This is a genomic window from Hoyosella altamirensis (assembly GCF_014191505.1).
In the GTDB taxonomy this organism is placed as follows: Bacteria; Actinomycetota; Actinomycetes; order Mycobacteriales; family Mycobacteriaceae; genus Hoyosella; species Hoyosella altamirensis.
The window spans coordinates 368,446-381,460 of sequence record NZ_JACHWS010000004.1; the positions used below are offsets into that span (position 1 = coordinate 368,446).

13 protein-coding genes are annotated in these 13,015 nt (G+C 61.6%); 3 read left to right on the top strand and 10 right to left on the bottom strand.

From position 1 onward, the window contains the following. Positions 1-3: 3 nt before the first annotated feature. The 5 genes from FHU29_RS20665 to FHU29_RS20685 are packed head-to-tail and all read right to left on the bottom strand — an operon-like array spanning position 4 to position 5,630. Complete coding sequence (locus tag FHU29_RS20665; protein ID WP_083962045.1) at positions 4-1,212, bottom strand: branched-chain amino acid ABC transporter permease; 1,209 nt, start codon at positions 1,210-1,212, stop codon at positions 4-6. Continuing rightward, the gene (locus FHU29_RS20670; RefSeq protein ID WP_064438272.1) at positions 1,209-2,162 is read right to left on the bottom strand and encodes a branched-chain amino acid ABC transporter permease; all 954 of its coding nucleotides are present in this window, start codon (positions 2,160-2,162) and stop codon (positions 1,209-1,211) included. Before FHU29_RS20670 ends, FHU29_RS20665 begins: the two co-directional genes overlap by 4 nt. Continuing rightward, positions 2,159-4,075: an AMP-dependent synthetase/ligase gene (locus tag FHU29_RS20675; protein ID WP_064438271.1), complete on the bottom strand. Its 1,917-nt coding sequence runs from the start codon at positions 4,073-4,075 to the stop codon at positions 2,159-2,161. The genes FHU29_RS20670 and FHU29_RS20675 overlap by 4 nt, the downstream gene beginning before the upstream one ends. Then, positions 4,072-4,845: an ABC transporter ATP-binding protein gene (locus tag FHU29_RS20680; protein ID WP_064438270.1), complete on the bottom strand. Its 774-nt coding sequence runs from the start codon at positions 4,843-4,845 to the stop codon at positions 4,072-4,074. Before FHU29_RS20680 ends, FHU29_RS20675 begins: the two co-directional genes overlap by 4 nt. Then, positions 4,842-5,630 carry an ABC transporter ATP-binding protein gene (locus FHU29_RS20685; protein WP_064438269.1) on the bottom strand — a complete coding sequence of 263 codons (789 nt, stop codon included), beginning with the start codon at positions 5,628-5,630 and terminating at the stop codon, positions 4,842-4,844. Before FHU29_RS20685 ends, FHU29_RS20680 begins: the two co-directional genes overlap by 4 nt. A gap of 231 nt (positions 5,631-5,861) precedes the next feature. Here FHU29_RS20685 and FHU29_RS20690 point away from each other — a divergent pair, with 231 nt between their 5' ends. Further along, positions 5,862-6,257, top strand: a complete 396-nt coding sequence (locus tag FHU29_RS20690) for a pyridoxamine 5'-phosphate oxidase family protein (protein ID WP_064438268.1) — start codon at positions 5,862-5,864, stop codon at positions 6,255-6,257. 9 nt (positions 6,258-6,266) lie between these two features. On the opposite strand, the gene FHU29_RS20695 is transcribed toward FHU29_RS20690, so the two are convergent. After that, on the bottom strand, positions 6,267-7,511 hold the full coding sequence (locus tag FHU29_RS20695; RefSeq protein ID WP_341478988.1) for a hypothetical protein: 1,245 nt from the start codon (positions 7,509-7,511) through the stop codon (positions 6,267-6,269). Positions 7,512-7,659: 148 nt separating this feature from the next. Between FHU29_RS20695 and FHU29_RS20700 the strand changes: the two genes are divergently transcribed. After that, positions 7,660-8,901, top strand: coding sequence for an alpha/beta hydrolase family protein (locus tag FHU29_RS20700; protein ID WP_083962044.1), 1,242 nt, complete (start codon positions 7,660-7,662; stop codon positions 8,899-8,901). Positions 8,902-8,950: 49 nt separating this feature from the next. Here the strand turns inward: FHU29_RS20700 and FHU29_RS20705 are convergent, their stop codons facing one another. The 3 genes from FHU29_RS20705 to FHU29_RS20715 form a co-directional block, all read right to left on the bottom strand. Then, the gene (locus FHU29_RS20705; RefSeq protein WP_064438267.1) at positions 8,951-9,841 is read right to left on the bottom strand and encodes a siderophore-interacting protein; all 891 of its coding nucleotides are present in this window, start codon (positions 9,839-9,841) and stop codon (positions 8,951-8,953) included. Between the two features lie 87 nt (positions 9,842-9,928). Then, the gene (locus FHU29_RS20710; RefSeq protein ID WP_064438266.1) at positions 9,929-10,300 is read right to left on the bottom strand and encodes a hypothetical protein; all 372 of its coding nucleotides are present in this window, start codon (positions 10,298-10,300) and stop codon (positions 9,929-9,931) included. A 99-nt stretch (positions 10,301-10,399) separates the two neighbouring features. Next, positions 10,400-10,807, bottom strand: a complete 408-nt coding sequence (locus FHU29_RS20715; RefSeq protein WP_064438265.1) for a hypothetical protein — start codon at positions 10,805-10,807, stop codon at positions 10,400-10,402. Positions 10,808-10,907: 100 nt separating this feature from the next. Here FHU29_RS20715 and FHU29_RS20720 point away from each other — a divergent pair, with 100 nt between their 5' ends. After that, positions 10,908-12,473, top strand: a complete 1,566-nt coding sequence (locus FHU29_RS20720) for a multicopper oxidase family protein (RefSeq protein WP_064438264.1) — start codon at positions 10,908-10,910, stop codon at positions 12,471-12,473. Positions 12,474-12,496: 23 nt separating this feature from the next. Here FHU29_RS20720 and FHU29_RS20725 read toward each other — a convergent pair whose 3' ends face one another. Continuing rightward, on the bottom strand, positions 12,497-13,006 hold the full coding sequence (locus FHU29_RS20725) for a hypothetical protein (RefSeq protein ID WP_183377635.1): 510 nt from the start codon (positions 13,004-13,006) through the stop codon (positions 12,497-12,499). Between the last annotated feature and the right edge of the window lie 9 nt (positions 13,007-13,015).

A 13,015-nucleotide genomic window follows, 5' to 3' on the forward strand; every position in this document is an offset into this window, starting at 1 on the left:
CAGCTACCGGGAGAATGGCCAGGCTTTGAAGTAGTTCCTAATTCGCATCCATAAACCGAATAGTCCGCGCGGTTCCACGATGATGAACAGCACGATCAGCAGACCAAAGACGATTGCCTTGAACTCGTCCACCGTGAGCCCTCCGCCCGTTACCCCGCTCGCACTGAGGAACGGGATCAGGTGAGAGAACTCATCAATGACGCGGGGGAGCAGAACAACGAAGCAGGCGCCGATGAGACTGCCCGAAATTGTCGCCATACCGCCAATGAGCACGATGGCGAGAAAGTCGATCGAGAGAAGCAAGTTCCAGCGGTCTGCGCTGATTCGTCCCACCACAACCGCGAGCAGTGCACCGCAGATGCCGGCGTATGCGGACGAGAGAACGAATGCCAGAGTCTTCGTGCGCTGAAGTCCGATGCCCATCACTTCCGCAGCGATGTCGCGGTCACGCACTGCAGCGAAGGAGCGCCCAATGCGGGACCGCGCAATGTTCCGCGCCGCGACGGCGAGCACGATGAGGAGGACGAGGCAGATGAAGTAGACAGTCACCTGCTGGGTGAGGACGTAACCGCCGATCCGGTAGCTCGTCGACAGGTCCACACCAAACAGTGTGAGATTCGCGGGTGCCCGTCCTACGCCTGATCCACCAGTAACGGCACGCCACTCGCGGAACAGGTGGTCACCCAGCATAAGCAACGCAAGCGTCAGAGTGGCGAGATACAAGCCTCGAACTCGGGCAGCGAGCGGTGCGACGAGGAACCCGATGATGGCCGGAACTATCGCTGCAAGAGGCAGCCACAGCGCCATATCCCAGCCAAGTCCCCAGACACGTCCCGTGGCGTCGCCACCGAAGACTGCAGCTGTGTAAGCGCCGACACCAACGAAGAACGCGTGACCGAGGGAAACTTGGCCCGCGTATCCCGTGAGGAGATTGAGGCCGATCCCGCCGATCGCGTACACGCACGCAAGCGACAACAAGACCGTGAGGTCCCGTGAGAGGAAGAACGGCGCCAGTACAGCGAGGACGATGAGGCCTACGGTCCACCACAACTTCGCGGGGGTGTTCCATATTGCCTGGTCTTTCGAGTATTTCGTATAGAGCCGCGGTCGCCCCCACCGGACTTTGCGAGGCACAGAGGCGGCTTCATCGCGGGCCGCTCCTGCACCGAGCCGTCCACTGAGGTTAAGGCCCGGACTGGTTGTCGTGCTCATACGCGCTGCACCTCCTTGGTGCCGAACAATCCCTGTGGACGGATCATGAGCACCACGAGCATGATCAGATAAGGCATGACGATGTCGAAATTCGCGCCGAGCCAGGGAGCGATCCCTGGCTGATAGGTCTTTGTAAGCGCCTCGGACAGTCCCACGATGAGACCGCCCACCACTGCGCCTTTGACCGAGTCGAGCCCGCCGACGATGATCGCGGGAATGGCTTTCAGAGCGATGAGTGCCCCGAGCGCGGCGACCCCGCCTGGCGCGGTCCCGAGAAGGACGCCAGCGAGTGCAGCGAAAGCGCCAGCGATGCCCCAAGAGAGGGCGAACACCTTTCCAGCACTAACGCCTTGAGCCATCGCTACTTCTGGGTCACTCGCGGTGGCGCGCATTGCTAGGCCATATCGGGACCGAGTCAGCCACCAGCCGAGGGCAGCAATCGCGAGCGTCGCAGCGATGATCTTCGCGAGATCGGTGTGCGCGACGCTGACGCCACCGTCGCAGGCTGCGGGAACGCCAGTGATAGCGACCGCCACTTCCCGACGCTCACCGCCTAGACAGAAATTGCTCAGACCCCACGGATCACCAGACGTGATGACGCCATGGCCTATGAGTTTCGTTGTGACGACAAGGCCCGCGGCGAACAAACCGACGGTAACCAGGGCGGCCGAAAACGGTGGCCGCCCGACCATCGGGCGCAGTGCGACGCGTTCACAAGCCATCGCCACGACGGCACCCGCGCAGACCGCGATGACGACAGCGACCGGAAACGGCAACCCCCACCGAACGGCGACCAGGTAGCTCATGTAAGTGCCGAAGATCATGAAGATCGGCTGGGCAAAGTTCAGTACACCGGTAGCGCGGAAGATGATCACGAAACCGATCGCGATGAGCGCGTACAGGGCGCCCAGGCCAGTTCCGCGGACAATGGTGTCGAGCAGTTCGATCATGCTCCACTTCCCTCCGGCACGCTGGCTGAGGCGTCACCGGTGTGCACGCGGCTCAGGTCCCCGCCGGGATGGTGGGTGTTGTCGAAGTACATGTCTTCGATGAGGTAGCCGAACCGTTCAGCAAGTGCGGCGCGCCGAACCTTCTGGGTGGCGGTGAGCTCGCCGTCATCATGATCGAGTTCCTTGAGCAACATGCGGAACTTCCGGATGTTTTCGACCCGCGCGAACCGGGCGTTCGTCGCAAGGACGGCCTCGCGAACCAAATCGAGGACCTCCGGTTTCGTCGAAAGATCACGGTAGGTGGTGTATTGCAGTCCTTTTCGGGCCGCCCAGTCGGACACGGAGTCGAAGTCGATTCCTACTAGCGCGGTGAGATAGGGCCGCTTGTCTCCGATGACGACGGCTTCCTTGACGAAAGGGGACGTCTTGAGCTGATTCTCGATCTCTGACGGTGAAATGTTCTTGCCGCCCGCGGTGATAATGATGTCTTTAAGCCTGTCGACGATGCGGATGTGTGTACCGTCCACCCACTCGCCGACATCGCCGGTGTGCAGCCAGCCTTCGGAATCGAGGGTCTTCTCCGTTGCCTCGGGCCTGCGCCAGTACCCTACGAAGTTGCCCGGATGACGGGTGAGTATCTCGCCTGTGTTTTCGTCAAGCTTGAGTTCAATTCCCGGAATCGGTTCACCGACGGTGCCCAGTTTGACCCGTCCGCGACGGCTAGCGGTGGCGACGGCGCAATTCTCGGTCATACCGTAGGCCTCGAACATGGGGACCCCGAGAGCGGAGAAGAACCTCAAGATGTCCGGGGAAATTGGGGCTGCACCCGAAATAGCGGCGCGTACTTTGCGTAATCCCAGCTTGTCGCGCAAGGCCCGGAAAACGAGGGGATATCCGAGGGCGTACAGCGCTCGTGACGTTGGGGTGTGTTCACCGCCATTGCTGATCCGCGCTTCTGCGATTCTATGTCCCAGCCCGGTGCCGGCCCGATAGGTGAAACGCTTCACGGGCGAGGCCGACATCATCCGGATCGCCACCCCAGATTGCAGTTTCTCCCAGATTCGGGGAACCGCGAACAACAGTGTGGGCTGAACCTCCGCGAGGTCAGCCGCGACGGTATCGATGGACTCGGCGAAGTGCACGACGAGTCCGTTCGCGGCATTGTTCCAGATGGTGAACATGCGCTCGGCGACGTGACACAGCGGCAAGAAGGACAGTGACACATCCTCAGGAGAGGGCGGTGGGTCGACGAGACCGGTATCCCGGAGAAGCGCACTGATGGCGTAGTCGATGTTCGCGACGGAAAGCATCGCGCCTTTCGGGGGGCCAGTTGTCCCGGAGGTATAGATCAACGTGGCAATATCGTCAGGCTGAGCTTCCGCGGCGATCGTTTCGAGGAAGCCCGTGTGCGTCTCCCGGTGCGCCGCACCCCGGTCGAGGAGGTCTGAGAAGGAAAGAAGCCGGGGTTCGGAATAGTTCCCGACCCCTCGGGGCTCGAGGTAGATCACACGCTCGAGGGCGGGACAGCGATCCCACACCTCCATCACCTTGTCGACCTGCTCCTGATCCTCCGCTATGAGCACTCGGACCCCCGCGTCGTTGAGTTGATACTCAATCTCCGCTGGAGGATTGGTGGAGTAGAAGCCAACTGTCACGCCCCGCAGAGTCAGCGCGCCAATGTCACCGAACAGCCATTCGGGCCGATTCTCGGAGAGGATCCCGACGCGATCGGTCGCACCCACTCCGAGGTCGGCAAGTCCGTGCGCAACAAGCTGCACCTGCTCGTGGTAGGTCGCCCACGTGATGTCCCGCCACACCCCGAGGTTCTTCTCTCGAAGCGCGACGGTATCCGGAGTTTCGCTGGCACGCTGCGCGATCTGTGCAGGCAGAGACAATACTTTGGTGGAACTCACGCGGTAGCACCCCCTTCCTCGCCCAGATAAGCGGCCAGCACGGCGGGATCGTTTTGCACCTCGTCGGGGCTTCCGAGCGCGATGCGGCGACCGAAGTCGAGAACAAGCACCCGATCCGCAAGATCCATCACGAGTTTCATGTCGTGCTCGACCATGATCATCGTGACGCCCAATTCCGCGCGGATATCAAGGATGTAGCGCGCCATATCTTCGGTTTCCTCGACGTTCATGCCAGCGACAGGCTCGTCGAGGAGTAGCAGACGCGGCTCCATCGCCAGCGCTCGTCCAAGTTCGACCCGCTTCTTGACGCCGTACGGCAGCATGCCGACCGGGTAGTTGCGAACGGACTGGAGGCTCAGGAACTCGATCAAGTCTTCAGCGAATCGGCGGGCCGCTAATTCTTGACTGCGTGCCCGCCCGATGTGCAATGCAGCTTCGATGGTGCTGTACCGAAGATGGATATGTCGGCCCAATTTGATGTTGTCGAGCACTGTGAGGTTGTCGAACAACTCGATGTTCTGGAACATCCGTGCGATTCCGAGCCTGGCAACCGCGTCGGGACGAGTGCCGACGAGCGACCTTCCGTCGAAAGTGATGGTTCCCTCTTGTGGCTTATACACGCCGGAAAGACAGTTGAACATGGACGTTTTGCCAGCACCGTTAGGTCCGATAATGGCGAACAGTTCACCCTGGGCGACGTCGAAGCTGACCTCCGAAAGCGCTTTCGCGCCGCCGAAACGCAGGCTGACGTTATCGACATTCAGCATCATGAGAGCCACCGCTTGCGCCGCTTGTAGTGCTTAATATCGCGGTAGGACACGCCTGCTCCCTCTTTGCTCAGGCCCAGATAGAACTCTCTGATGTCGGAGTCGTTGCGGAGTGTCTCTGCGGGTGCGTCCATCACGACCCGTCCGTTCTCCATGACGTAGCCATGGCTGGCTATCGACAGGGCCATCGCCGCGTTCTGCTCGACGAGAAGGACACCAGTCCCCGCCTTGTTGATCTGCACGATCAGGTCGCGAATCTGTTCGACGATCCGTGGCGCTAATCCCAGACTGGGCTCATCCAGAAGCAGGTAGGCGGGTTGAGCCATCAATGCCCTTCCAATGGCGAGCATCTGCTGTTCACCACCGGAGAGGTAGCCAGCACCCGATTTCCGTCTTTCGGCGAGGATAGGGAACATCGTGTACACCCGGTCGAGGTTCTCCGCAATTGTGCTGCGCGGCTGCGTGTGCGCCCCGACCCGCAAGTTCTCTTCGACGGTGAAGTCGACGAAAACCCGTCGCCCCTCCATCACTTGCGAAATACCCGAAGTGACAACCTCCGAGGGGGAACGCTCGGTGATATCGGTGCCATCCAGCACGACCTTGCCTGCGGTGATGCGGCCCCGATGGATATCAAGCAGGCCAGTTATGGCGCGGAGTGTGCTCGTCTTCCCAGCGCCGTTGCCGCCGAGGAGCGCCACAATGCCCTCGCGCGGGACCTCCAGGCTCACGCCTTTGCTCACGAGGATGACGTCCTCGTACACGATTTCCAGGTTCTGGACTGACAGCATCCGTGACTGACTTCCCCCGCGCCCCAAATGAAGTAAGGCGCATGTGAGGCGCCTCACGTTTCTTGTTGACGGAACTCTATATGCAAGGTCCGACATTTGCGACCTATCGCCACATTTGGGTGTGTTGCCGAGGTGACGTTCGCGCGGCAGACCGGGTACTAAAGTCCCTGCCCGCGGTGCCGCCGCGCAGGAACGATTACAGGTACTACCCGTCTGTTCCTGGAGGTCAGAATGAGAGAACTACGCGAGATCGAATCGGCCGCATGTCTGACGCTGCTCGAGAAGGGGCGCATCGGCAGGCTTGCTTTCCTTGATGACGGTGCTCCCGCTATTCGCCCAGTGAACTACTTCCTCGCGGACAAGGAGTCCATTGTCATTCGCACCCACGAGGGGAGTGGTTTCAGCACACTGCAGGGCGTCCGTGTGGCTTTCGAAGTCGATTCGATTGATGCGGAACATAACAGCGGATGGAGCGTGGTTGCTTCTGGGACAGCAGAACCCATCACTGATATCGATGAGCTAGTCAGGTCAGCTGATCCACGCCGCCGCCCATGGGCGCCTGGGGATAAAGGTCAATTCCTCCGTGTACGTATCGAACACATAGGAGGCCGCGAGTTGACCCAATGAACCGGACGACTATCGGCGCGATGTCAGCGCCGCGATGTCTCCACCAAGGAAGTCCTGGTAGGCGTCGAGCGCTACGTCCACATCCCCGAACTGATCACCCACCTGGTGCGTGTTCTGTGCTGAGAGTTCCCGCAGGCCGGACCGGGAGATGAGGTCGTCGATCTTGTTATCGAGGCTCTTGGCCCGCCGAACCGTGTTGATGGTGCGGAGCTTGTATTCGGCTTGGGTGAGGAGATCCCCGATCCTTGCGAGTGCCGCCACCCGCTCGACGAGTTGCTCCCAGACCGGCACGAGCGCCTCAAATCGTTCGTGAATATGCTGGCGCGCAACCTCATTGCTGGCCCCGTCGAGGCCATTCAGTTCAGTGACAATAACGCGCAGCGAAGCGGTGTCAACGGCGATCTGAATCAGCTCATCGGCGAGGTCTAGTTGGCCGCGCTGCATCGCGAAGTGCTCGGAGTGCCAGGCGGAAGAGTTGCTGATCCGGTCGTAGAGAGTGCCAGCCAGATAAAGCAACGTGTCGTATCGGTCGGCGAATTGTCCTGGTGCGGCCATGAAGTCGGGAACCCGCGGACCCGCGGCCCGTCCGAGCATGAAGCGCCGTGTCCCCTCCGAAAACTTTGCAACCTGCTCGGCGGTGATCCCTAGCGGTCCCAAGAAGTGATCGAGGTGTTCGGGGGCTGGTGCCATAGGTGCTGGCGTGCGGCGCAGTGCGTCGAAAATGGCTTCGCGCTGTTCGGTGTCGAGATGCACCCCGTCGCGTTTGTCACGCCGGGCCGCACGGGCAGTCTTCGCGAAGTGCTCATCGGAGTTCACGAACGCTTCCCGCTTCGAATGAAGCTGGCGGTGCAGATCCGCGGCGCGCAACTTCAGCATGCCCCGCGAGACGGGTGTTTTCGCTGCATTCGCCCGTGCAAGTGTCCGTGCGTGCTCGTCGGATAGTGCACGCAACTCCGAGTAGCCTCCGACTCGAGGCAGCCCGCGCTTCGCTCGGCGACGAGCGGCGAGGATCTCGCGGATGTCGTCGTCGAGATATCCCACAGCGATCAGCAGCGCCGCTTCATCGGATAAGTCAGGGTGCGCTCCGTCGATCTGGTCTTCGCTGATGTAGGCGTCCTCGCTCCACGTGCGGACCTGCGCGGATATGCGGCTGCGACGCTCCTCGACGGTCTCCGGATCGGGCCGCACCACAGCCGAGTCCGCTGACCCCACCATGTGTGGTGGTACGTCAGGAACGCCAGCGCGGTCGGACATCGCTCCTCCTTGAAGACTCCGTGTCAGCTATTTTCCCAGTAGTTGGGACATTTTGGGCGTAAACGTGACTGAGTTGACAGGAAGCCGCCGACATTCCGAACGGCCTCATACGGTTAGCGGAAGTTCTGTGACGTCCGGCGGGGGTGGGATGGCCGTAGCTTACTCAAGGCACACGCAGCGTTTCCTCGGCATGGCGCTTGCGGTGACACTGACTCTACTGACTTTCGCCGCCGCGGGCCCAGGTGCGTCCGCAGACCAGATCGACGATGCGATCGACCTGCTGCCTCCCGATGAACGACCGCTATGGTCGGGCCTGGACGTCCGGAACTATCGAGGGCACGCCCCCCGTGACAGCGGCATTCTCCTCGCGGCAAATCCACTCGACGAGCGCCGAATAATCCCGGGAAGCGGGGAGGCTTACCGAATTCTGTATTCCACGCCGGATCAGCACGGGAATCCCGCTCTGAGCACCGGTGCCGTGTACCTGCCAGCGAGCCCACCGCCTGACGGTGGCTTCAAGCTCATCGCGTACGGCCATGGCACCGTTGGGCTCGGCGATCACTGCGCGCCGTCCGCGCGGACGGAAGATCCGGACACGGGGGCGTACCTGTCCGGCTGGCTCCGTGATGGTTACGCCTTGGTGATCACCGACTATCAAGGATTGGGCACACCTGGTGTGCATCCCTATCTCCACGGCATGACGGAAGCGTCGAGCATCGTGAATTCGGTTCGTGCGCTCGATCAAATGGAGTTGCCGGTTTCGCGGGAATGGGCGCTGATCGGGCACTCACAGGGAGGCCACGCGGCACTTTTTACGAGTCGTTTCGCCCAGCAGATCGACGCTGATGTAGCCGCGCGACTGCTTGGTACGGTCGCGCTGGCTCCTGGTGTCAATGTTGAGCGCCTGGTACCCCTCGCTCACCCCGAGTTACCGGCCGGGCTGCCGCCGGGGCTTATCGTCTATGCGCTGCTGATCATGGCTGGGATGCGTGAAACCTACCCAGATGTGCCCATCGGGGAGTACCTCACACCTCGAGGCCGAGAGTTACTCGATCTCACTCTGGTCCGATGCACCCGGCCTGTGCGTGACGCGGTAACGGGCCTGCACCCGCGCGAAATTCTGGCGCGGCCCCTCGCTGAGATTCCGGGAATCGAGGACCTGGTCGCGGAGTATCTCGCCGTGCCGACGGACGGATACACAGCTCCCGTGCTGGTCGCCCAGGGGTTGGCCGATCTTGCGGTGCCTGCCCCGCTGGTACTGAGTTTTACCGCTGAAATGGCGGCGCGAAACCAGCCTGTCGAGCTCGTGGTGCATCCAGCAGCGGATCACCTTTCACTGCTCGCTGACAGCCGCGACGAGGTCGCGGCATTTCTCGCCAGACTGTTCTGACACACCGCGCCTGGGATGCCACCCGGGAGTGGCCCGGAGTCTAGAACCGCTAGAACCCGGCGCGTTCGAGTTCGGCATCCCACGCGTCGATGAGCTCTTGACCCTCGATGCCGGAATCGACGAGCTGACCGTACCGTTGCAGCATTGAGGCCTGGACAGGCTCGTAGCGACGCAGGAAATCCTCTTTGTTCGCCCGCCAGTACCCGATCACGCACATGTCTTTGGCCGACAGCCCCAACTCTTTGCGCAGATACTTCCGGATACTGCGGGTTGCTGCAGCCTCCGCCGCGACCCAGTAGTACGTGTCGGAGCCGGGGGCGGGCAGCGCCCGGATCGCGTGCTCAAGGTGGGAGGGGCCGTGCCCCATGCCGCTGCCGGGAAGCCATCTATAGTCGATGCTTGCGCTCGATGAGACGGTCTGTACGTCTGCTGGATCGATTATTTCCGTGATGACCGTGGCAGTGACGCCGCTGGGCAATTCCTCGAGGATGCGACCTGCTCCCGGTAGCCCCGTAGCGTCTGCAACGAGTACATAGTTTCGGGTGGTTACGGGCGGTTTGAACCATCCATCAGCGGAGGATAGGCCCACAATGGCACCCGGCTCTGCCGCCAGCGCCCACGAGGACGCCACTCCGCCTTCATGAACCACGAAGTCGATGTCCAGTTCGCCACGGTCGTGGTGGTATTTGCGGACTGTGTAGCTTCGTCCTTCGGGTTCGTCGTCAGGATCGTCGAAGGTCCAGGCACCGTTGTCGATCGATGGCCGTTGTGGCGCGGGGCGGCCAGGGTTCGGGAAATACACGCCGAGGCGTTCGTCTGGGTAGCCGCTCGTCTCGAAGTTCGCGAGTTCGGGCCCACCGAACCGGATCCGGATCATGTTGGGCGTGATGCGATGAGCGGAAACTACCTCGGCGAGGTAGAAGTCGTCGTGGCGAGCCATCGTTCTCCAATGCAGGCTAGGCAAACCTTACCTAGCGATTATGGCAGATGGTCGTTCAGGCGGTGTGTCTTACCCCGATGGCGCCGCTCAGCTCAGAACGAGCGGCTCAGCGGTTCCGGAATTTGACCATTCCGAGTACCGAGGCCCACAAATGACGGTGATCGAAGCAGCGCCGGTTCCGGGCACTGTCAGCGCCGCAAACCCGTTCCCGTCAACGAGCGCTTGCCCATACTCGTCGGCAGGGCCAATCGGGTCGCCGGCAGGGTCGGAGATGCACACGTAGCCAGGTTCGGCATTGGTGACTGCCACGGCGGTGAACGGGCCGGCCGTGACCGCAAAAACGTCCAAGGTCCCTTCCTGGATCCAGTCGTTCGGCTCCGCGGCCGCGGAACCGGTTCCGGCCAAAGCCAATGCCGCCGCTGCCGCACATGCGCCAGTGGCGCGGAATACTAGCTTCATGGTTGACCTCCAGTGAATCGTGACGCACTGATCAAGATCCTACTCGGATGTCACCGGCCTTCAGGCTTGCGCACGTACCTCGCTCTTCGAGGTGAATCGTCAGCAGCGTCCGTCGGCGGCCTCATAAACTGCCCGTTCTATGATTTCGCGCTCATCCGCGGGTACTTCCTCCCACAACTGAAGGTCGTCTTCGCGGATCGCGAGCTCGCCCTCGCCGACGGTCTCGTTCCATTCGGCGGCCCAGTCGCTGAGGTCGCGGCGCATAAAGTCCATGAAGTCGTCCGCGAGTTCACGTCGGTCGATCGGCCCAAGCCCAGCTTGATCCTGCAGGCTCTGCATGTCATCGAGGAACTCGTTCATGTCCGCGCAGACTTCGAGATGCAGCGCCTGCCCTTGCGGCGCGCCGGTGCCACCCGCGACTTCGGCGCTGCCAGAATCATTATCGGAACAGCCTGTCAGGATTAGGGTGGCTGCGAGGGCAGGCAGTGAGAACTGAAACAGTCGCATGTGTTCTCTCTCGTGGACGGTGCGTGAGGATCCGATCGTACGGTGTGATCGGCTTGTGAGCGCGAATGCGAAACGAAATTTCCGGGCAGTGGGAGGGTGAATGGCGACTCATGTCAGCCGACGGCAGCTCTTGCGTATTGGTGGTGGCGTGGTTGTGGCCGGTGCTGCTGCCGGGCTTGGGCTGCTGACCGCACGTGGTTCGCAGGCGACCAATCAACTCGCCGCGCTCGTGCCCAGTGAACTCCCGCTGCCTGCCCGGTTCGCGGTTCCGCTTCCTCGTCCAGCCCAGCGCTCCGGTGGGGAAATCAGCCTCGTGCAGCGCTACGCCGAGCAGGAGATTCTGCCCGGGAGGCGCACGCGCGTAACCGGATACGACGGTATGTTTCCGGGGCCGACGATTCGTGCACGCAGAGGCGCACCGGTACGTGTGCGGGTACAGAACGACCTCGACATCGGTACGGTGATGCATCTGCATGGGGGTCGGATGGCGCCCGAGCACGACGGATACCCGACTGATGTTCTGCTGCCGCATTCAGGCCGCGTGCGTGCGTCGCTAATGCCTGGCAACACGACGATCGGCGCGCGTTCGTATGTGTACCCAATGGACCAGCGTGCCGCGACGCTGTGGTACCACGACCATGCGATGGACTTCACGGGGCCGAATGTGTATGCGGGGCTTGCTGGTTTCTGCATCCTCACCGACGCCGAAGAAGAAGCGCTCGGCCTTCCTTCAGGTCAGCGCGACGTGGAACTGATGCTCGCCGACCGCTCCTTTACTTCCGATGCGCAATTCAAGTATCCCGCTCTCGCGCCGGATCAGTCGGTCCCCGGAGTGGAGCCGTTGTACCTCGCCGGAGTTCTCGGCGACGTCATGCTGGTGAATGGTGCACCGTGGCCGGTTCACGAAGTTTCGCGGAACTTGCACCGGCTGCGCTGGCTCAACGGATCTAACGCGCGCAACTATCGGCTCGAACTCGCACCTGGCGGCACCTTCATCCAGATCGGCAGTGATGGCGGTCTGCTGGAGAAACCGGCAACCCGGAATTCGATAGTCCTCAGTCCGGGTGAACGCATGGACACAGTCGTCGATTTTAGTCAGTACCCGGTCGGCGCCCTGGTGACCGTGCGGAACACGCTGGGCGCAGGGCCGATGGACGCGGTCATGCAGTTCCGAGTTGTCCGCGACGCCCACGAGGACGCACGAGTGCCCGATACGCTATCCGAGATCCAGTGGCTGCGCCGGGAAGATGCTGTGCGCACCCGCGACTTCATCTTCGCACTCCAATTCGGTGGCGGGCACGGCCATGGTGCTGGTCAGGCGCGCGGAGGGGGGTTCATCCCGCATCAGTGGACCATCAATGGCCGGCCCTTCGACACCGAGACTGACTGGGCCACTCCGAAGTACGGCGATGTCGAGATCTGGCGCTTCAGCGCGGTTGCTGCGCATCCCGTCCATGTTCACTTGGCTCACATGCAGGTGCTGTCACGAAGCAGTGGTCCACCGCGACCGTCTGATGCTGGCCTCAAGGACACGGTTGATCTAGGGCCGATGGAGTCATGTGAAGTAATCGCGCGCTTTGACGGGTTCCGCGGCCGTTACGTGATGCACTGCCACAACCTGGAACACGAAGATATGGCGATGATGGCTAACTTCACCGTGGTGTGACGCGTAGCGTCACAATTTGTTGATCACCCAAGCCCTCCGGCTTGAGTTCGGTTCCATTTACTGCCGCGGCGTTCGAACTCGAGCTGATTGGTGATTTTCCAGTTGAGCGAGGCGATACCGTATTCGGCGATTTCCGGGCACCATAGTTCGATACGGATGGACTGTGATGCGAGCATTAGGAGGGTGAGTGCATCATGGGCCTGACCGAGCTCGGTACTTTCGCAGTGGTAGTGCCACTGCTGTACCGGGATAGGGTCACCGGTAGCGAGGAGAGCGGGCAGTCCGCCGGGGTGCGAGCTGATCGTTTTTCGTTCTGCTACATAGGCGGTGAGACCGGTCGCTGCGGTAGGCCAGGACGTATCGCTGCTCTTTGACGACCACACGGTTAGCCCGAGCAGAAGGTATTCTGCCGTGTTGAGATCGAGGCGCTGCGCAATGCTGTCCGAGCCCCGCCCGTGGGGATGCTGGGCAATGACCGCGTTGCCGCTGTAGCCTCGGTCCCCGCTATTCTGGTCATTTCTCACCGGTTCCATTGCATCTGA